Below are 21,552 nucleotides of genomic sequence, written 5' to 3' on the forward strand. Positions count from 1 at the left end.
ACTATGTCTCCTTCAAGGTAATTCTATGGCTAGTGCAATATCTATAAGTAGCCACATTCAACTATTGCCTATGTCCGGAATTATTGATAATTTTCATTAGCTATAAAAGCTATCCAATGCCTGTTCCGGTGATTACGGAGAAAGTTCAAGTCACAAATATTAAGAATTGTTAACAATAAATAAAATTAACAAAGTAAGTAAATATTAAACACAAAATAATATATTAAACAAAATAATTAATCCTCTTAGCTTTTGTGTATAAAGCAGTGGTAAATATAGAAAATTAAAATAACTATTGACTATTGAACGATTTTCTATCATAAGTAGGAGCCATAAAGAAGCAACTATTTGCAACCATTGCTTCTAAAGGTATAGAGAGTCATTCATGCAAATTCAAACACCAGACTGGGTGAAGCACGCCATTTTCTACCAAATATTTCCAGATCGCTTCGCCAGAAGCAAACAGCCACGTAAACGACTGTTGCGTGAAGCCCGTTGGGAAGATTGGGATGCAATGCCAACACTGCAAGGTTATAAAGGCGGGGATTTGTGGGGCGTCCTAGAAGAATTAGACTACATACAGAATTTAGGGATTAACGCGATTTACTTCACACCCATCTTTCAATCGGCTAGCAATCACCGCTATCATACCCACGATTATTATCAAGTTGACCCGATGCTGGGCGGCAATCAGGCTTTTAAGGAATTGCTAGACGCAGCCCATGAACGGAATATCAAAGTTGTTCTGGATGGGGTGTTTAACCATTCCAGTAGGGGCTTTTTCTTTTTCCACGATGTTTTAGAAAATGGCCCCCATTCGCCTTGGGTAAATTGGTTCAAAATCGAAGGTTGGCCGCTTTCACCCTATAACGGGGAATTTCCTGCTAACTACGCGGGTTGGGCTGGCAATCGCGCCTTGCCAGAATTTAACCACGACAACCCAGAAGTGCGGGAATATATTATGGAAATTGCCGAATATTGGATTAAATTCGGCATTGATGGTTGGCGGTTGGATGTACCGTTTGAAATCAAAACTCCTGGTTTTTGGCAGGAGTTTCGTGAACGAGTCAAAGCTATCAATCCCGATGCTTACATTGTCGGTGAAGTGTGGGGAGATTCTCGTGAGTGGCTAGATGGTACGCAATTTGACGGCGTGATGAATTATTTATTTGCCGGGCCAACAATAGCCTTTGCAGCAGGCGATCGCGTAGACTTAGAACAAGTGCAAAGCCGCGACTATAAACCATATCCACCCTTATTTGCGGCTGAGTATGCCAGCACAATCCAAGAACTACTGCAATTTTACCCTTGGGAAATTCAGCTGACTCAACTCAACTTGCTCGCAAGTCACGATACAGCAAGATTGCTGAGCATTGCTGGTGGCGACAAAGCCAGTGTAGAATTAGCCACCCTACTAGTACTAACCTTTCCTGGCGCACCCAGTATTTACTATGGTGATGAAGTTGGTTTACCTGGTGCATTAGATCCAGACTCACGTCGTGGCTTTCCTTTAGAAGCTAACTGGGATAAGGATATTTTCGATACTCACCGCCAATTGATTGCCATCCGTCACGCTTACCCAGCTTTGCGTACAGGTGATTATCAAGTCCTCTATGCTCAAGGAGCAGTCTACATATTTGCCCGAACTTTAGGCACAGAGGAATTAATTATTGGCGTTAATGCTGGTACAGGTTCAACAAAAGTGAATGTAGATATCACAAATTTGCGAACTCAACCCAACAAGCTGTTATACGGCACTGCCGAGATTGAGTGGAATAGTGAAGGAGAAACTCACAAATTATCCTTAGATATTCCTCCACGCAGCGGATGTATTCTGGCTACTGGGGGCTAGGGGTTGGGGATTGGGGAGATGAGCGAGAAATAACTCCTCACTCCTGTACAGACGCGATTAATCGCGTCTATATTCCTAACTCCTCACTCAGGACTCTCAATCCCCTTACTTCCCAGCCACTATTGCAGGCATCAACACTGCATCAATCACGTGGATCACGCCATTGTCTGTCAGAATATCAGTTTTCAGAACATTGGCGTCATTCACCTTAAATTTGCCGTTACTAGACTCAATTGCCACAACTGATCCCTCAACTGTGTCCGCCTCGTTAATTTGTACCAAGTCGTCAGACCTGACATCGCCAAAAGCGACATGATAAGTCACAATTTTTTTCAGCTTGGGAATGTCTTGTAGCAGCGAATCTAAAGTACCCTCTGGCAGTTTGGCAAAAGCTTCATCAGTTGGTGCAAAAATTGTAAAAGGGCCAGGACTCTGAAGAGTTTCTCTGAGTTGGAGAGCATCAACAGCCTTTACCAAAGTATTAAAGTTTCCTGCGTTGATAGCAGTTTCTAAAAGGTCAGCCATGAGGTAGTGTTGCTTTATTCGTGTAGTATTACAAGTTACTTATAATTTGACTAGGAAGCTTGTAGCCTCTATCAAGAGAGAGGTTGCTAGCGATAGTACACATTACAATAGATTGATTAGTACTGCTACACTGGGGAATGACCCTAAGAACCACTGATTATGCTAAAGCGTTCTAAGTTCGAGACAACCCAGTCTCAGATTATGCATCGTGCTGAGGATCTGATTAGTGCAGCCTCAAATCGCTATCGCATTACGGTTCAAGTGGCAAATCGTGCCAAGCGTCGGCGTTACGAAGATTTTGAAAGCGCCGAAGATGCGATGATGAAGCCAGTTCTAAGGGCAATCATCGAGATGTCCGATGAACTAACCCAACCAGAAATTATAGGCGAGTTATAAGCAAAAGCTTTTGAAAAGGTAGAATGAGCAAAAATTTCTCGTTCATTCAACCCCTGTTCAAGCCTTGGCAGGCACTCACTGCTTTGATAGTGGTGGGTGTAATAGTTTTTGGTTCAGGGGTGAGTAGGTCAATACATCCAAATTTACTCAGTATCCAACCTGCGATCGCTCAAAGAATCACTCCTGGTGATGTATGGCAACAGGTATATCAGCAATTGCCTAATTTGCCAAAAGAAAATAAGTACATCAATAAAGAAAATGGGAAAGTTGCCGACAACAATACTTTAATAAGTCGCCTGATTAGATATCACATTTATGTAAAAGCGCGTTCCCCAATTTATCGCTTAGATTGGAAGCTGACTTTAGCTGATTACCTCGGTGCGAATGAAATTATGTATGACAGCGCTTATCCAAGCAGTGATACATTGCGAGAAAATCCTATAGAAGGCGATAAAGCAGCGATCGCACGTCTCAACCGTAGTCAGCGAAATGCCCTAGTACAAGTTCTAGTTAATATATTTAATCCGAATCAAAACACAATAGCCCCAACCCCCAATACTTCACCTTCACCTACCCCAAAGCAACCCCAACAGGGAGGCGCACAACTGCTGAGATAATTGACGAGTGGGGGACAAGGGAGACAAATATAACTCCTAACTCTTGTACAGACGCGATTAATCGCGTCTCTACTCTTAACTCCTGTACAGACGCGATGAATCGCGTCTCTACTACTAATGGAACGTGTTCTCAAAAGCGGATCTGGTTGGCGTATTGGCTGGAATCCTGATGCGCCTGAATTTAAAGGTTTAGTTGGTACAGATGATTGGGCGATCGAGTTAACTGAAGCTGAGTTAAATGATTTTTGTCGTCTACTGGCACAGTTAGCAGACACCATGAAACAACTCGCCGCTGAATTGATGGATGAGGAGAAAATTGCCTGTGAAGCCGAAACCGATTTGTTATGGATGGAGGTGGAGGGGTATCCGGATGACTACAGCCTGCGCTTGATCTTGAATACAGGGCGGTGTGCAGAAGGCACATGGAATGCTGCTGCTGTCCCAAGTTTGTTACAAGCTGTTGGGATGCTCAAGGTTTTTTAAATTTGCCTCTTGCTTCTCCTCTAGTTTTGCAGTATGATAGTAATTCTGACCGGGGCGTAGCGCAGCTTGGTAGCGCGCCACTTTGGGGTAGTGGAGGTCGTGGGTTCAAATCCCGCCGCTCCGATTAATAATAAGTAATATCTGCTAATCTTTTGAAAAGATTAGCAATTTTTTTAATTTAGTTATAGTTATTCCACAAATCAATTTAGAGATTTGAAAAGCTGGGGTAATCTATCCTACGCTTCCACTAAATTGAATTGTTCTAACAGTGTCTCAACACTAGCATTGTGATCCAAAAAAGAAAATAAATGCCAGTAGCGAAGTTTGCCTTCTTGATCTAATACGAACTGTGCTGGCAAAGGCGCTCCTAGAGCTTGCCCCACGTTATAAGTATGAAATACACGACAACTAGGATCACTCAGTAATGGCATTTTTAAGCCTAAATCTTTAACAACTATTTGGCTCTGCCTTTCATCAGTACTAGTAATCATTAAAACTTCAATACCCCGATTTTTAAACTGCTCGTAGTTTTCATTTAAAGCTTTGATGTGAGGAAAGCAAAAAGGACAATATTGCTTTTCAGTAAAGATGCGAGTAAAAGCGAGCAAAACTGGCTGCTTACCTCGGTAATCAGATAATTTTACTAAAGTTCCGTTAGTAATATCTGGCAATTGAAAGTCTGGTGTTCCTACTCCTAATCTCAGTTGATGCGTTGCAGGAACTGGTAAAAAATTGCGAAAGAACCGCTCATTCAATAAACCACTAAAATCAGTTGAAGTAAGCATATTTCTACCTTTGAGTATTTAAAAATTCTATTTGATCAAAAAACCACAGATAGACCTGAGTTGACACTAATAAATGTCTATCTCTGTTTATCTGTGGTTGTAATTGATTCTGCCTTTAAATCTAATAAGCTGGGTTAGAGTTTTCCAACTAACGGAATCTTAGACAGCAGAGAAGTAGACTTTAGACTTCACTGGGTCAGGAATCATTGTCTGATCCCCTGGTTGCCAACCAGCTGGGCAAACTTCGTCGGGGTGAGACTGAACATACTGAATTGCTTGTAATGTCCGCAGGGTTTCATCAACGCTGCGACCAAAAGCTAAGTTGTTAATTGTAGCGTGCTGTATGATACCATCTTTGTCGATGATGAACAGACCACGCAAGGCTATGCCTGCTGCTGGGTCAAGGACGTTGTAAGCGGCGCTAATCTCTTTTTTGATGTCCGAAACTAGAGGATAATTCAGGTCGCCGACACCACCGGACTTGCGATCAGTTTGAATCCAAGCAAGGTGGGAGAATTCGCTATCTACGGAAGCCCCAAGGATTTCCGTGTTAATTTTCTTGAATTCGTCGTAGCGATCGCTAAATGCTGTGATTTCAGTGGGACAAACAAAGGTAAAGTCTAGGGGATAGAAAAACAGGACGACATACTTACCGCGATAGTCGGAAAGTTTAATTGTCTTAAATTCCTGATCCACCACAGCCGTTGCTGTAAAATCGGGAGCCTGTTGACCAACGCGGAGGCTTCCTTCTGTTCCGTAAGTGAGGGACATTAACCTATTTCTCCTTCTACTTATATCCGTCTAGTTAGTAGCGTTGGAGTTTGGGTTAGCTAAAACTTACCCTTCCACGCTGTTACCCTTTCGGGTACGCAGTCCGTTAGGTCGGGTTAATCCTTCCTTCAGGGCTGACTCACAGTTTAATTACGATCTGTTACGACTATATCATAGTCATAACGATTTTGAGTAGCAAATGCCAGATTTAGATACAAGAGAATGGTTGCTGACTAATGGCTTAGGAAGTTTTGCCAGTGGTACAGTTTCTGATGTCCGTACACGCACTTATCATGGCTGGCTGTTTGCCGCTACAAACCCGCCTTCTGGAAGGACTCTGCTGCTTTCGCACTTAGAAGCTAGCTTAGAAGTATTAGGGGGCGTTGTGGCTCTGGGGACAAATTTTTGGGGCAACCGTCAGATTGAGCCGACAGGCTACAAACTGCTGCGCTGTTTTGATATTAACCCAGTTCCAAAATGGATTTGGGGTGATGAGAACTGGCAGTTAAGCAGACAATTGGTCATGCCTTATGGGATAGGGACTGGGGACTGGGTATTGGGGACTGGAGGACAAGGAGAGAAGTCTGAGCAAAGAACAAGGGGACAAGGGGAAGAGTTCACTCAATGCCCAATGCCCCATGTCCAATCCCCCCAACCTCAATTTTGCCATCGCGTTTTAATTCAGTACCGCTATGAGGGAACAGATGCAGCGATTTTACGGCTGAGACTCCTAATAGGCGATCGCGATTTTCACCATCAGCAAACTGCTAGTACAGAATTACAGTTCTCGCAATTGCTGGAGCAACAGCAAGTCTGTCTGCAAGCGATCAATTCTGGGCGCTTCGGCATACCTTGGCATTTGCGCTGGACAAAAGGAAATTATCATCCAGATGCAGTTTGGTATTGGAATTATGGATTACCAGAGGAAACACAACGAGGATTAGGAGACAAGGAAGACCTTTACAGCCCTGGTTACTTAACAGTGACTCTCCAACCAGGAGATACAGTGACTCTAGAAGCACGAGTAGGCTTTCCCGACCCAGAGCAAAGTATCCTCCCCACCGAAACCTTTCCAGAAGCCGTGGAAGCTGAACAAGAACGGCTCTGTCAACTTTTTGGCAGGGAAGCAGGGGAGCAAGAGAAAAATTACCAGCACCTCATACTCCATGACGCCAGTTACCTCAAGTCGGGAAACCCTTTCGGCAGTTCCTCCTGGGGGAAACCCCCAGACGCTCGTGGACTCGCTAACGCTGCGCTATCGCCTTTGGCGTCTCCCCTTGGGAGAAGACCGGACTGCCTCACTACAGCAATGGCTCCCGAATGCCCAATATCCGATACCCCATCCCCAATCTTGCAGCAACTGCTGAAAGCTGGTGATCAGTTCATTGTCTACCGAGCTTCTATTGCGAGTCCCACAATCATTGCTGGTTATCACTGGTTTAATGATTGGGGACGTGATACCTTGATTGCCTTACCGGGTTTGGCACTAGTTCCACAGCGCTTTGACTTAGCAAAAGGACTATTACGAACTTTTGGACATTACTGTCGCCAAGGTTTGATTCCTAATGCATTTCCCGATGTCAATGGCGAACCGATTTATAACAGTATTGATGCAGCGCTATGGTGGATTGAAATTTTAGGGCTTTATTTAGAAGCTACGCAAGATTGGGAGTTTTTGGCAGAGCAATTTCCAGTTGTACAGCAAATCTACAAAGCCTTTGTCGGTGGCACACGCTACAATATCCAGGTTGATGCGACTGATGGTCTGGTAAGTTGGGATGCTCGTGGTGTAGCCCTTACTTGGATGGATGTGGTAATTGAGGCGCAACCTGTCACTCCTCGGCGCGGTAAGCCAGTAGAAATTAATGCGCTGTGGTATTCTGCTCTATGCTGGATAAGCCAGTGGGCAGAACGCTTGAGCAAGCTTGAGGTTGCTGAACCAGTGCGCCTTGCTAAGCAAGGGCAGCGTTATGCTCAGCAAGCACAACAGGTAAAAGCCTCTTTACAAAAGTTCTGGAATTCTCAGTTAGGGTATCTATACGACACCATTGAGCCTGATGATCGCCGAAATTTTCAGATTCGTCCCAATGCTGTTGTGGCGCTGTCATTACATCATTGTGGATTTTCTCCCCAGCAAGGGCGTCAAGTCTTGGAGCTGGCAGCTACCACTTTGCTCACTCCCTATGGTCTTCGCAGCCTCGATCCAGGCGATCCAGAGTATATAGGACAATATATAGGCAACCCCCACAAACGCGATCGCGCCTATCATCAAGGCACTGTTTGGAGTTGGCTGATTGGGCCTTATATTCGTGCTTGGCAGCGTTTTTACCCAGAACAACCATTGCCTTTTGATTGGCAACCGCTAGTTGATCACTTTTTGTCTGACGCTTGTCTTAACTCTATTTCTGAGATTTTTGATGGCGACGCACCTCATACACCCAGAGGAGCGATCGCTCAAGCTTGGTCAGTCGCTGAGATGATCCGCCATATACAATAGTTCTGAGTTAGGAGTTTTGAGAGTTAATTTATGGGCTTTGAAATTTTGAGGAAAAATCGTGCCTAGAGAGTAAGTTTAATTACTCTAACTGACTCACAAGTCAGCAACAAGTTTGAGTCAAGGCTTCCTTAAATCACAAGTTTCATAACTCGCTCTTGATAACTTTTAAAGTGGCTCAGGTCGGATTTGAACCAACGACCCCAGGCTTATGAGTCCCGTGCTCTAACCAACTGAGCTACTGAGCCATATCTTTTTACATCGTTTTCTAATCTAGCATAGGAATTTGCTAAATACTAGTCTATTGTGCAATTAATTTTTTTATTGCTTCTAACTCTCTTAATTACAAATTACTTTTTTCCTGTGGAGACCAAGGCGAAAGAGTGGCGCTCACAGGTTTGCTCTAAGCGTACCACTTGGTGGAAGTAAGCTACGCTTTGGTGTCTCCGTTCGCCCAGCGTCACCGATAGAAGACAAGAAAAGGCTTTACGCTGCGCTAGCGCCTGCCGTAGGATGCCCGTTCGCCTTGGTCTCCTTTAGGAGAATGGCTGTAGGGAGAAGACCGGACTGCCTTACGAACTGTATCACGAGTTCATTGTGATGATCGTAGGTAGAAGAGGGAGTTTCCTCCCTCAACAAACAAAGCAGTGTTGAGTCACAGACAGCCAACAATTACAGGCGAGCTGATAGTAAAGCTATTGGGTTAACTGCGCCCTTGCCTGAAGGATGGATTTCAAAGTGGGTGTGTGGGCCAGTGCTGCGACCAGTGCTGCCCATTAAAGCAATTGTTTCTCCTTGATGCACCTGCTGACCAGCTTGCACCAGAATCTTGCTGTTATGGCCATAGCGGGTCATGCTGCCATCAGGATGGCGGATATCGACGAGGTTGCCGTAGCCACCGCTGTTCCAGCCGGCTTTTTCTATCACACCGTTAGCCGAGGCTACAACTGGCGTTCCAGTGGAGTTAGCAACGTCAATTCCCTTGTGCATTCTTCCCCAGCGCTTGCCATAGCCAGAAGTCAGAACTCCTTCGGCTGGCCAAGCGTAAGCTATGGTTGAAGTCGATGGGGGGGGTGTAGTTTCGTCAATCGGTTTTGGCAGGTATTGATCTACTGCTGCCAAAGGTGGTATCGACATCTGAGGAGAAACAGTTGTTCCCCGCAGCTTTCCTAAAGAGTCAGTAGCATTTAAATTGCTGGGGGGTGTTGCTATCCTTTTGCCAGATGGATTGACAGAGGGAGTCCACTGATCATCAGCCCCTAGATTAGGCAGGAACTCTGGATTTACTGGCTCGTTAGTAGGTCTAGTAGCACGCAATTGGGGTTTAATCGGTTGGATGCTATAGCTACTAGCTGCAATTGGTGTAGGAACTGCAATCGGTATTGCAACATTATTTGGTCGAGCAGCAATGTTGGATGTTGCGAAATTGTTGGGACTAGCAACAGGAATTGGCACAGCAGCTGTATCAGTTTCAGTAGCTGCTGTCACAGCTAAATTTCCAGATTGTTGAGCGCGGTACTTCGCCTGTAATCTCTGGATTTCTGACTGTAAGCTTTCCAGGCGCTCAGTTCTTGCCCTTGCTACCTTTTGGGCTGGCTTTTTAGGTGGTTGTGTTGCAGGTAAAACTGCTGGTTCTGGAATATCACCACCTACGCCATAAGAGGCAACAGCGCTGGGGCGTGTTTTTGGGACAACAGCATTGTTTGCCCGAATCTGATTATTTACAGGTGCTGATGTTGGAACAGGAATGCTGCTAGTGTCAGCAATAGCTGGCAACTGTGAAGCAGCAGGTAGATTTAAGTTGATACCAGCTGTGTTTACAGGGGTAGCGGGTACTTGGGCAACAATACTACTGGAATCTACAAAAGTAGACTTAACTGATGCAGTTGCCTCAACGCCAGCAGTAGGAATAACCAGTTGTTGACTGATTTTTAGTTGGTTAGGATTGCTGAGATTATTTGCCTGAACCAATTCTGCTACTGAAGTACCATGCTGACTAGCGATCGCTGCTAGTGTATCTCCTGGTTTAACTTCATAAGCTGTGGCAGACGACGACGCGACAACTTTGGGTGCAGTGATTGCAGATGATGCTACTTGCTGCGCTGACTCACTTGTCTGTCTGTTCTGTTTTAATCTCGATATCAAATTGGCTTTGCTGCCATCGCCAGAAGTTTCTGACTGTGCTAGTAAAGTTTTTTCCACAACAGTCGTTGGCTGCGCTGAACCAATACTAGGTTGTGATAAATTTTTGCTCTCCCCAGACCGCAACTCCGCCAGACTTTTTCTTAAACGGTTCGACTTTTCTTGTAAGCGATTGAGTGCAAACTCTTGTTGCGCCCTGAGTTGTGCATCAACTTCTTCACTGTTGGCTGTGTCCAATCCTGCCGCTGTTTGTGGCTGGGCAGCCAGGGATGCATTTTTACCACCAGCAACAATATCTTTTTGTATTGTCTCAGATAGGTTGTTTGCTGTTTGTAAACCTGTATTGGCTGAAGTATTGTTCAATCCTTGTGCCAACTGAGGTTTGAGGTAATTGGAATTTTTATAATTTGTTGTTGCTTGGAAAAACGCTTCTGATGCTGGAACTTGCACAGACATTCCACTTGCCGCAACTTGCCATTTAGCTTCAAGCCCAGGCACTTGTGAAACTGCTGTAGGTTCCACTATGAGAGGATTTTCAGGCACGCTCACTAAGGAGACGGCTGGTGACTTCAGCTTTGCGGTGGCAAATTTCACCTTAGTGCCAGGAGCAGTTGGAATCGTTGAGGTAGCTTTTTGGCTGCCCACAGGTACGGCTGCTTGGGCTTGATCGCTTTGTCGAGTCACCAAAAAGCTGGTTGCTCCCACTGAGATTGCCAAGCCAATCATGGCGGCTTTTGTCCGCGTCCGGCTGTTAACTTTTGGATTAATCACATTTAACTGTTCTACCGGGGCATCATCGCTGCTTGGGGTATTTTTCAACACAGCCTTTACTCTCTTTTTCAATGCTCGTTTCAAAGACGACCTCCTATGATCACTAGCGCTTAACTGATCTCGATTTTTCAGCTGGATACTAGTCAATGATTTAGATCACAACGAACTACAGATCAAGATCATTTTCACCAGAGATGCTTACGCAAGATTAACCTGCTTCTCTGATTTAGACAAGTTCACACCTGTTAGCAAAACTTAAAATTGCTGTGCTTACTTGTCTCAACTACTCCTCACACACTAAGACATTTTGCTCTTTGCAATTTTCCGCGCCTGTCTTGCTTCAATCGCGGAGGTTGGATAACCACTATAGAGGCAATTCCCCTGCCGCTGCCAGGAATTTAATTGCTGCGGCTTTTGGAAAAGTGTTGTCCTCTCCTGTAGATATCTTCAAGGTGTTTCAACCAAATCCGTCTTCCTAAACACGAGACTCTACGTTGATTATTCCCTAAAAAACAACCGTACGAACTCACAGTCAGTTTTTTGGTCTTTTTTTCTGCTATTCGAGCAAAAATAGCTCAAATGCACCATGAGACAGAGGTTAAGCGTTTTTGTTCCCCAATCTCAGACGATTTGAATTCATCAAAATCTATCATTCAAATTTGCTATTGTCCCGAATTTTATATACAAATTTCTTATAACAAACTGTCCGGAAGTGTAAGTGTCTTCGACTACAATTTGAATAAATTATAGTTTTAAGTATATTAACTGACATTATCAGTGTTACAGCTAGAGAAGTTTTGTTGCAATAATGCTAGATTTATCAATTGTTTTGGGAAAACACTTAAGTAATATTACTTACCCACGTTCTTGCTAACAGTTATTGTAAACAACCTAACTGGCGACGGGCTTCAAATAAACCAACAGCTACGCTCACAGACAGGTTCAAACTTCGAACTCCAGGTTGAGCCATAGGAATGTAGAGGTTAGCATCAGTTGCTGTTAGAACTGTTGCTGGTAAACCTGTAGTTTCACTGCCAAACAACAGCCAATCATCGGCTTGAAACTCAAAGCTGACATAGTTAAAACTTCCTTTGACGGTAAAACCTAACCATCTGCCTCCACGTTCCTGATGGACTATTTTAAAGGCTTCTAGCGATTCGTGATAGTGTAGCTTGACATACGGCCAGTAATCTAAACCAGCTCTTTTAAGGTAGCGATCGCTGATTTCAAACCCTAAAGGCCCCACTAAGTGCAATTCCGTACCCGTTGCGGCACAGGTACGAGCAATATTGCCTGTATTAGGAGGGATTTGCGGGTGAACTAAAACTACCTGGGGCATTGTTCGTGGAATCTACGTATTGTATAAAGCAATCAATGGTCAATATGAAATCTACCAAAAGGTAGAGGCGACATATAGGTTTTGTTAATAATCATCAAGTTATCACCATTGATTAGATTTTTAAAATGAGACACAAATACTCCCAGAATACTATCTGAGAGTAAGTTTGGCTTATTATCAGGCAAAGTTACTTTTTGTGTAGAAAACGTAATTGTTACTATCTTTCGCAGAGCCAAGTAACTCTTGGATATCTACCTTTTGTGTGACGACAGTGGATGTTAAGCCGTCAAAGACGAACATAAATTGTCTTCAAGTTCAATTTCGCGTTCTTGGGTAGCAACAATAGCTTGGGTAATTACACAGTGGCTGTCAAAACCGACTTTATATAGCTGCAACCACTGTTGGGCTTCATTACCTTCACGGAGGATTTTGTGCAAAGGAGAAAGGAAACAGCCAAAGCCTTGTTGTTTTGCGATCGCCCACACATCATCGTACATTTGAGCAATCCAATCTCTAGCTAGGATGCTTCTACCATCTTGCCAATGCCTTAGCTGAGCATCGAGACTAGCAGTAGCAGCAGCAACTTCGTTGTCAGCGGTCAGGCTGATAAGTTCATCAGGAGAGAAGGTACTTTGGGTTAATGGGTCAATGCTGGGATTTTCGATGATTTGCAATAAACGCGCTTCTAGCAAGGCAGTAATCGCTAGCAAAGCAATGGGATCTGTGACTAAATCGCAAATTCGTAGTTCTAAGCGATTTAGGTCATAGGGACGGCGATCGCCATTTGGTCGTACTGATGCCCACAAGTGCCGTACGTTTTGCATTGTGCCAGCGGCGAGTTGATTTTCGACCCATTGAATATGATCGGCGTGGCTGGCAAATAACGGTACATGGGTAGGCGTTTGCGGGAACACACCCCAACGGGTGGAGTGATAGCCTGTAGCTTTGCCATCAATGAAGGGAGATGAGGCACTCAGGGCGAGAAATAAAGGTGCTTCTGCGCGGATTACCCGACACGCCCGCATTAATATTTCTGGGTCGCTAATGCCTACGTTGATGTGAACGCTGGCGGTGACTACTTTTGTACCGTAGGTGTTCTCGATGTAGTCGTGATAGGGGTTAGTTGGATCGGAACGCATAAAGCGATCGCTACCACCTAAAGACAAGGTGCTTCCTGGTATCAACGTGTAGTTACCCAAGTGGTTGAGGTAGTTTCGCAACTCTCGCCGGGGACGTAACAACGCACACAACAAACCCTCATAACTATGGGATGGTTGAGTAATGTATTCCACGTTACGGCTATCTGGCTCCCGCACAAATCCATCCAACGCGGCAATAATTTTATCGGAGAGACCGACGATTTCACCCTGAGGTGTGCCGGTGTACATCTCAATTTCAAAGCCTTTTAATAAGACCACTTTAGTTCTCCTCGGCTCTCTGAGCCTATTAATTGTATCGAATTAGACGCATTTTTTACATCTCTATTTAGGTAAATAAAAACTTAAGAATCATCTAACTAAAAACTTAGAACGGCAGATATCTTCGCTATCCTGCGGAGTATTTGTGAATGCTGAAGTAGTAAAAATATACCTCTTGATAGTTCCTAATTGTTAATTTTTAATTGATTGTCAATTACTCATTTAGAATTATTTAGAGTCGCAATTACCTTTTCAATTCCTAGTTAAATGCTCAATTATCTTCTCATAAATAGAGCTTGGATAAACTGGAGGATTATGAGGTTATTGTTCCTTTTCGTTTTACCTTTGTCTTGATTTGCTCCTTTCCTTGCCTCTGAGGTACAGTGTGCTGCAAGATAAATGTATCGGGTAAATCACTCTCTTGGGCAATGTGGAGACGGAGGAAATTAGCCCATACTTCAGGGCTGAGTAAGTTTAAAGCTGTATCACGATTGTTAGTGGCGATCGCTTCTATAACTTTACGCCATCCTTGCTGCAATGAATCGATAAAAGTTTCTTCACCTGAAACCTGATTAAGCAAAGAAAGTGCAGTTGTAAAACTTGTTGAATCAGGTAGTAAATTTTTAGACTTTAAACCTTGAAGTGCTACATTCAGCCACATTGGGAGAAGTTCTAGCCAGTTATTTTGTTCTACCTTTTCGAGTGCAACTTTTTCCATACCTAGCGCACCCCAAATCCAAAAAGGCTCTACAGCTAGTTTAAAATCGCGGTTTTCTAGAGCATTTGCCCATAATTGTTTAGCATAGTTTTGGAAGCGTCTAGCAAGAAATTCATAGGCTTCTTGGACTTGATTGGGAATGGTAACTTGATAAACTGATTCGCCTCGTGGTAGGTAATCGCCACGATAAGACAGCCAGTTATGAGACCCGCAAAGATGGATTTTTTGATCAACTATTATTTCTTTGATATGAGAATCTCCCAGCCAAAAAACCTGTACACCTGGTAAACCATCAGGCGTTTTTATCGCTCGAATTTTTTTCTCTACTTCTGATGGTATTGGTCGTTCTTCATCTTCTTGTCGTCGCGAAATTCCATATCCAATCAAAATCCAAACTCCGCGATTAACTAAATTTTGTAGTAAAGTCAGGAATTTGCCATCTACCACTGCCTGACTTATCCAAGGAGAATAGATTAAAATCTGATATTGTGCCGAATTTAAAACTTCTGAAAAGGCTTGCGAAATTTGTCCATCGCGTAACTGTATCGCTGTACCTGCAATTACAGAATTATCCGTTTCTACAACTGGTTTTGTGGCGTTTTCTAGAGTCTGTTGTCTAACTTTTTCAAGTCGAGCCTCTACTTCTGCATTTTTCTGTTTGAGAATCAGCTTACGTTCAAAAGTGATGGTTTCATCTGACAATTCACATAATGTTTGTAAGGATATTTTACCTTCATTGTGTAACTTTTCTAGTGAATTTGATGCTATATCTAAAATTTGCTTTCCATTTCTGATTTGAATGCTCAATTTCTCTTCAATTGCATCGAAGAGAACGAAAAGCGATATTTTTTTCCAAATTGTTTGAGTCGAAGCTAATACCCTAAAGGAAGTGACAATTTTCCCTTCTGTTGGTACATGAAGAGCCAGACCTGAATCCTGAATATTTTGTTGGATTTCTTCAAGTTTTAACGAAGGAATTTGAGTTATCGTATTATTAATAGTGATAAAATCTGCTAAGTTAGGCAGATTTATTAAGATATCATTTAAAGCTTCAGACTGAAAAGTAAGCTTTGCACTTAAAGGGTCTGTAATAGCATAAATTTGTACAGAATACGGCGGCTGTGGTACAGTCCCTTTTTCATAAAACAGACGTCCTTCAGAGGTGACTGTAATTGGGGATGTTAGTGATATAGTTTGTAATTCACGAAGAGTTACAATTGTACTTTTAATAAATACAGGGTCTAGTCCAAGCACAGAGGCTAATTCTTCCTCTGTTGGAGGAGGTTGAAATTCAATAGCAGCGCGGATAATAAATTCTTCAAGTACATTAAACGGTCGGGGTTCTTTGATATTTACTTCTACAGAAGTTTGATGCAAGCTATAGCGAAATTGACGCGCTGCTAAAACCGATAAGCTAGGGGATTTTGTCTCAATTTCATCTACCAAATTCTGAAGGCTATCATCAATAGGTTTAGCAGAAGAAGCGAGAAACATCTACAAAACCTCCATGACGACGTACAATATTTGAAACTTCAGAATACATACTTCCGACTTTACCGACTTGTTGGGTAAATAAATCGTGACAACCTACAATTACTAGTAGTTCTTGAGCGCGAGAAAAAGCCACATTTACCCGTTCTGGTTTCTTGGCAAATCCCACATCTCCCTTACTGTTATTACGAACCATACTGACAATTACAACTGGTCTTTCCATACCTTGAAATCTGTCTACTGTTCCAGTACGAATTTCTAGTGAAGGGAAAAGTTCAGATTGCAGTCGCTCATCAATTTTTCGCAGTTGAGCGCCATAAAATGTAATAACGGCGATTTGTTTTTTCGCTTCACCATTAGCAACTCTAGAAGACCAAGCACTCTCGAACTGCTGACACAAGCGTTCAATTATATCAACTTCTCGAAGATTCAAATAAGAAGTTCCGTTTCGTTCTTCTAAAAAGTTATTCTCTATAGGTGTTTTTATCCAAATAAGATGATGAGATTCTTGGATAATTTCGCCTGTTAGATTATGGGCGCGTTTTGTGTCTGGTTCTACAAGACCACATTCTAGATTTCCATCATAAAATTGATTGATTGCTCCCATAATCATGGGGTGCATTCTATACTGTGTAGTTAGCATTTGTTTGATGCTTTGGTCAGCAGCTTCAAACTGACTTTTAAAAAGTGATTCTTCTAAAAATCGTAGTTCTTCTCGTGAACCGCCAATTGTTTGAGCAACTTCCTCTACAGTGCTAGTATCGAGCATAGGTGGTAATTGCCGATGGTCGCCTACCATAACTAACTTTTTGGCTTTCAAAGCAGGAATTAATAACTCTGGTGGAGTACATTTACTAACTTCATCAATAATTACGACATCAAAGGATTTGAACTCTTGGGAAAAATTATAATTTGCAGCCTGAACACAGGTGATACCGACGACGTTGGCATTATCTAGATAAACACGTCTTAAATCGTTGCGATCGCGTTCCGTTGGATTTCTTAATTTTCCTATCCAATCTTGTACAAAATTTTGATATCGATTCAGATAAGTTTCTTCTGTTTTGAGTTGCTTTTGCCAAGATTCAAACTGAAGATTGATGCTGTATAAAAATTCTAAATTAAACAAGTCAGTATAAGAAATATTAAGCTTGACTTTAGCAGATATTTCTTGCCATGCTGTTTGCCACCAGTTACGTTCTATTATTAAACTTTCTGATATTTTTGGCTGTACTTGTTTTTCTAACTTACGTAGTTTAATTTTTAATTTATCAAGTTGCTGCTTAGAAGCTTTATTTTCTTCTTTAATAGTTGAAAGATATTCATCCAAATAATTTTTTATTATTTCTAGTATGCTAAAAGGCTCTAATGATGAAATTAAACTTTCAAGCTGATTTATACAACTTTCCCAAGAATTTATTTGGATGACGAATTCTTGGGGCTGTTCCCAAATTTTTGATTGCTTGGCAAGATATTGTTCCGCTAAAAGCTGGAACTGAACAGGTAAGTTTTTTTGCTGGTAAAGTTCTTGTAAAATATTAATAACTCGCCCAAGTTTCAAATGAGAATCTTGTTTAACTGCTTCTACCTGAGATTGGGTAGCAGATATTTTATCCTGGGTAATGCCATTACTCTGAAGTTCATTTAGTTGTTTTTGTACACTTTGAAGCTGTTGTTCAGTTTCAGTTTTGACTTTTAAAACGCATTTGCGTGCATTTTCAAGAACACTATCTAGTAGTTCTTGTGTAATTCGGGTGAGAGTAGAATCTATATTATCCCATTCCCACGATTTACCATAATTTTGTTGCATTCTAATGAGAAAAAACTGGGTATTCTCAACTAGTAATTTTCGTTGTTTTGGGGTAAGTAATTGATAATTATTAAACTGTTGATAAGTTTCTTGCCATTGAGTGCGATCGCTTTTTGATAGTACTATGGGAATCTCACTAAAACTTTGCTGTAAAAAATAGCTAAAATTATGCTGTTTACCCCGCCTATCATTAAAACCTCCATCAATTTCATAAGCGATCGCTTTTACCAATAGTTCCCACTCTGGTAAGCTAATTTTATATACTATTGGTAGAATTGGTAATTTTAACGTGTTAGCAAACATCAATAAACCCAATGGCAAATTCAAAAGGTTTTCAGTCAGGGGTAAACCTGATTGCTGACAATCTTTTAATATTTGATACACTTGAGAATATGCAGTGGACTTCCATTCTTTAACTGCTGTAACAATATAATCTATTTCACGTTTGCGATTTTCCCAACTTCGGATTGTTTGTTGTAAAATTTGCTGCTTGGTAAAAAATTCTTGGTAATCTGTTTGTAACTGATTCAAATAGATAGAATTATCTCGGAAAATCTGCACCGACTCTGCCACTTCTAAGATAGCTGCACTCGCATTTTGAGCATAACTAACTGCTGTTTTCAATTCAGAAATTTCAGACGCTACAGTTTCACGCAACCAAACTGCTAATCCAAATGCACCACGAGGCGGGCGAACCAAGCCGAGTTCATCAGTATATTTAATAGCTTTGCGAACATTAGCTAAAAAGTCTTTGACTACACTGTTACTTTCTGTGTAGGGCTGAAGACGTGGCAAAAAGTTTGTCACTTCTGAAGCTTCCCAATTAACATTTGATGCAGTATTTAACAGGTTTTCCAAACCAGTAACTAGAGATTCAACTTCGCTGTTACGTACTAAAGCTTCCTGATAAACTGTTTCTTGATTTTTATAATCTGCTTCTAAATTTACTTTGTCCTTATTGAATTCATTTTCTAGCTGATTGAAATCTTCTTCAAGTTTTACATATGCTGTAAAACGTGGTAATAATGCCAGTAATTGATGGAAAAGTTTTACATTTTCGAGCCGTTGAGTAAGATTATTTTCACAATCAGTAGCGGTATTTTGTAGCCATGTGCCAATCACTTGGTCTTCTAAAAATGGCTGTCCTTCCTCACCAACTCTTTCGGCTCTACCCTTCCGCACAGCCCGAATTACAGGGTTATGAACTAATCGACTTAGGGCGTTATCAACTGCGAGATTGGCTTGAGAAGTAATTAGAGTACGCCCACCGCGCAGGGCAACTTGATAGCAAATCTCGGCAATTACAGTAGTTTTACCTGTACCTGGAGGCCCTTGAATGAGTACAAGATCATCAGCCGCTAGCACAGTTTCTACTGCTGTCTTTTGTCCATGATTGGCAGAGGATAATAATAAATTTTGTGGTTGAATTTGAACAGTTTTTTTAATTCCTCTTGCCTGGGAAGCATCAAATAAAAAGTTGCCCAAGTAAGGATTTTGAGTACGTCCTTGCTTTAATTGTTCTAAGGCTTCTTTTTTGCGCTGGATTTGTTTTAAGTCCCCGGCTGCATCGAAAAATAAGAATCCAGTATTTGGTAATTGATAACGTTTTGATATTATATATTCAGCTAATTCGCGTTCTAATCTGATGCTGATAATGCCAGCTTTAGCATCAACTTTTTCAATAGTTCCTAATGGGCGATTGTTGTATAAGTTTTTTCCTGTAGGAGGAGTTTCAGAAAGCTTCAAGTCATCATTTTTTGCCTGTTTTACTCTTTCCCAGAAGTTCACTACATCTAAATAATTTTCTTTAGAACCGTCTAGGGTAGCTGATTTTATATCAATCTCAAAACTTATCCGTTTTGTACCTGAGCCATAGCTGTAATTGACGTAACTCACACAAAACTGACGTGCTTTAGCGATGTTTTCTTCAACCTGCAAAAACGCTTTCCACGCTTTTAGCTGGTCTTCTGTAGGTACATGGTCGCCGCAAATTGGCATCGCTGCTAGATGTGTTAATGTGTCTGTTGGAATGCCAATACGATGTCGGTGATGAGATAAGAGACGTAAGTGATAAGGTACTGCGTAGCCATCGGCATGACCACGTGAAGATTGTAATAACTGAACGGAAAGTATTTTTAAACCACCATATCCATCTTGTTGTACAGATGCTCTAAATCCTAATATTTTTCCGAGCTTCTCAAGTTTTGTAGGTAATTTAAATTCACAATCTGTTGCTATTGTCAATTCTAAAATTTCTTCTCCTGGTTCTTTCCCAGCGCCTTGGCGTCGTACATAAAATATGCAAGGTTCGCGGCTGAAACATTCCAGCATTAATTCGTTAGCGCGATCGCGCCGCTGGGTAAATTCGGGATATGCTTCAAGAGCAGTTTTACCTTCAAAATTGCGAATCAAACTATCAATTGCTGAAGCTCCTAATATATAGCCCCAATCTTCTGAACCTGTTTTGTTATTTAAGGAACTTTTTTGGAAAGAGTTAGCAGCTTTAGCAACTAATTTCTTTGCGGCTGCGCGAATTTGTTCTGCTTCAGATTTTAAGATTGTGCTTCTCTGGGTTTTGGCTGTAATGTTGAGTTTTTTGCAAATTGCTAATAGCTGATTGCTATCCAAGTTTAATTCTTGTGATAGTTCATATATTTTTATTTTGGCGTTGCTCATTCACTGCTGCCTTTGCCCACAAAGTTTTCTGAGTTTTATTTTCTCTCATTCTGGAGAGTGAAAATAACTATATTAATATTAGGTGATTTATGAAAAATACTTTTTAACGAACCACATACTCCTACGGAGAAGCAAGCTACGCGCTAGCGTCTCCCTTTGGGAGAAGGGCGCATTCGCATAGCGTCTGTCTGCGACACGCTGCGCGAACGCAGAGAAGGGCGCGAAGGAAAGAGAGATAAAGAATTTGATAAAGGATTTAGGATTGCTATATATAGGTTTTCTTGATTATGATCATAATTATCCATTAAATGGCTATAGTTTGTACTGCCGATAAACTTCAGTGGCGGCGCGATGTAGCAGTGAATGACGCCAAACTAAGGACTTCATATCATCGGCATAACCCCCGCCAATAACGCAGGCGACGGGGTAACCGCTACTCATACAAGTACTTAAAACTTGCATTTCCCGACGGAAAATCCCAGTATCAGTTAAGGCTAGTTTTCCTAAGCGATCGCCTATATGAGGATCAACGCCTGCATCATAGAATACTAAATCTGGCTGGACTTCTGTCAACAAGTTTGAGAGATAATTCGCCAAAGTTTGTAGATAGGCGTCATCCTCCATTCCTACTGGTAATGACACATCTAAATCGCTTTTTTGTTTAGTACCAGGAAAATTGACTTCGCAGTGCATGGAAAAAGTAAAAACACTTTGATCATCTTGGAATATAAAAGCAGTGCCGTCTCCTTGATGGACATCTAAATCGACAATCAAGATTTTCTGAACAAGTTCAAGTTTTTGCAAAACTCGACAAGCGATCGCTAAATCATTGAAAATACAAAAACCAGATCCATAACTGGGAAAAGCATGATGAGTTCCACCAGCAGTATTGCAAGCTAAACCTTGACTTAGTGCCAACTTAGCAGTAAGTATCGTACCACCTACCGCTACACAAGTACGATTTGCTAAAGCTGGACTCCAAGGTAAGCCAATGCGACGCTGTGCTTTGGGATCTAAGGTTCCTTGACAGTAAGCTTGAACGTAATTTGCGGTGTGAACTAACTCTATCAACTCTTGTGGCGGACGTTCAGGAGTATGAAATTGTTCTTGATTCGCTACACCATCAGCTAATAGCAATTCATAGAGTTGCCGAAACTTGGACATTGGGAAGCGATGCCCTTCAGGTAGTGGGGCAATGTAATCTGGGTGGTAAATAATTGGCAAGTCCATGTTATTAATTTTTAATCATAGTCTGATGCCAAAT

Annotated in this window: 14 protein-coding genes and 2 tRNA genes; 6 read left to right on the plus strand and 10 right to left on the minus strand. The window is 41.9% G+C overall.

The annotated features are described in order from the left end of the window. The first annotated feature begins 385 nt into the window (after positions 1-385). Positions 386-1,852 (plus strand): glycoside hydrolase family 13 protein, encoded by a 1,467-nt coding sequence (locus tag WKK05_RS28455; protein WP_341526378.1) that lies wholly within the window; start codon positions 386-388, stop codon positions 1,850-1,852. A gap of 105 nt (positions 1,853-1,957) precedes the next feature. Here WKK05_RS28455 and WKK05_RS28460 read toward each other — a convergent pair whose 3' ends face one another. Continuing rightward, complete coding sequence (locus tag WKK05_RS28460; RefSeq protein ID WP_341526379.1) at positions 1,958-2,377, minus strand: fasciclin domain-containing protein; 420 nt, start codon at positions 2,375-2,377, stop codon at positions 1,958-1,960. 159 nt (positions 2,378-2,536) lie between these two features. Here WKK05_RS28460 and WKK05_RS28465 point away from each other — a divergent pair, with 159 nt between their 5' ends. The 4 genes from WKK05_RS28465 (at position 2,537) to WKK05_RS28480 (ending at position 3,997) form a co-directional block, all read left to right on the plus strand. Next, on the plus strand, positions 2,537-2,773 hold the full coding sequence (locus WKK05_RS28465) for a DNA-directed RNA polymerase subunit omega (protein ID WP_086689544.1): 237 nt from the start codon (positions 2,537-2,539) through the stop codon (positions 2,771-2,773). 23 nt (positions 2,774-2,796) lie between these two features. Further along, positions 2,797-3,390, plus strand: coding sequence for a hypothetical protein (locus tag WKK05_RS28470; protein WP_341526380.1), 594 nt, complete (start codon positions 2,797-2,799; stop codon positions 3,388-3,390). Between the two features lie 117 nt (positions 3,391-3,507). Further along, the gene (locus WKK05_RS28475) at positions 3,508-3,873 is read left to right on the plus strand and encodes a DUF1818 family protein (RefSeq protein ID WP_341526381.1); all 366 of its coding nucleotides are present in this window, start codon (positions 3,508-3,510) and stop codon (positions 3,871-3,873) included. A gap of 50 nt (positions 3,874-3,923) precedes the next feature. Further along, a tRNA-Pro gene (locus WKK05_RS28480) sits at positions 3,924-3,997 on the plus strand. A 112-nt stretch (positions 3,998-4,109) separates the two neighbouring features. Here the strand turns inward: WKK05_RS28480 and WKK05_RS28485 are convergent. Both WKK05_RS28485 and WKK05_RS28490 read right to left on the minus strand, forming a co-directional pair. After that, complete coding sequence (locus WKK05_RS28485) at positions 4,110-4,658, minus strand: peroxiredoxin (protein WP_341526382.1); 549 nt, start codon at positions 4,656-4,658, stop codon at positions 4,110-4,112. 159 nt (positions 4,659-4,817) lie between these two features. After that, complete coding sequence (locus WKK05_RS28490; protein ID WP_341526383.1) at positions 4,818-5,429, minus strand: peroxiredoxin; 612 nt, start codon at positions 5,427-5,429, stop codon at positions 4,818-4,820. A gap of 199 nt (positions 5,430-5,628) precedes the next feature. Between WKK05_RS28490 and WKK05_RS28495 the strand changes: the two genes are divergently transcribed. Further along, positions 5,629-7,926: an amylo-alpha-1,6-glucosidase gene (locus tag WKK05_RS28495; RefSeq protein ID WP_341526384.1), complete on the plus strand. Its 2,298-nt coding sequence runs from the start codon at positions 5,629-5,631 to the stop codon at positions 7,924-7,926. A gap of 171 nt (positions 7,927-8,097) precedes the next feature. On the opposite strand, the gene WKK05_RS28500 is transcribed toward WKK05_RS28495, so the two are convergent. The 7 genes from WKK05_RS28500 to WKK05_RS28530 form a co-directional block, all read right to left on the minus strand. After that, a tRNA-Met gene (locus WKK05_RS28500) sits at positions 8,098-8,171 on the minus strand. A 424-nt stretch (positions 8,172-8,595) separates the two neighbouring features. Continuing rightward, entirely contained in the window at positions 8,596-10,920 is a 2,325-nt protein-coding gene (locus WKK05_RS28505) for a peptidoglycan DD-metalloendopeptidase family protein (RefSeq protein WP_341526385.1), read from the minus strand. Positions 10,921-11,713: 793 nt separating this feature from the next. After that, positions 11,714-12,175 carry a tRNA (cytidine(34)-2'-O)-methyltransferase gene (locus tag WKK05_RS28510; RefSeq protein ID WP_341526386.1) on the minus strand — a complete coding sequence of 154 codons (462 nt, stop codon included), beginning with the start codon at positions 12,173-12,175 and terminating at the stop codon, positions 11,714-11,716. Between the two features lie 278 nt (positions 12,176-12,453). Further along, positions 12,454-13,593, minus strand: coding sequence for a glutamate--cysteine ligase (gene gshA / locus WKK05_RS28515; protein ID WP_341526387.1), 1,140 nt, complete (start codon positions 13,591-13,593; stop codon positions 12,454-12,456). A 313-nt stretch (positions 13,594-13,906) separates the two neighbouring features. After that, positions 13,907-15,805 (minus strand): hypothetical protein, encoded by a 1,899-nt coding sequence (locus tag WKK05_RS28520; RefSeq protein WP_341526388.1) that lies wholly within the window; start codon positions 15,803-15,805, stop codon positions 13,907-13,909. Then, entirely contained in the window at positions 15,783-20,288 is a 4,506-nt protein-coding gene (locus WKK05_RS28525) for a translation initiation factor IF-2 N-terminal domain-containing protein (RefSeq protein ID WP_341526389.1), read from the minus strand. The genes WKK05_RS28520 and WKK05_RS28525 overlap by 23 nt, the downstream gene beginning before the upstream one ends. Before the next feature lie 312 nt (positions 20,289-20,600). Further along, positions 20,601-21,518 carry a histone deacetylase gene (locus tag WKK05_RS28530; RefSeq protein WP_341526390.1) on the minus strand — a complete coding sequence of 306 codons (918 nt, stop codon included), beginning with the start codon at positions 21,516-21,518 and terminating at the stop codon, positions 20,601-20,603. Positions 21,519-21,552 lie beyond the last annotated feature (34 nt).

Origin of the sequence: Nostoc sp. UHCC 0302 (genome assembly GCF_038096175.1) — a bacterium.
Taxonomy (GTDB): domain Bacteria; phylum Cyanobacteriota; class Cyanobacteriia; order Cyanobacteriales; family Nostocaceae; genus UHCC-0302.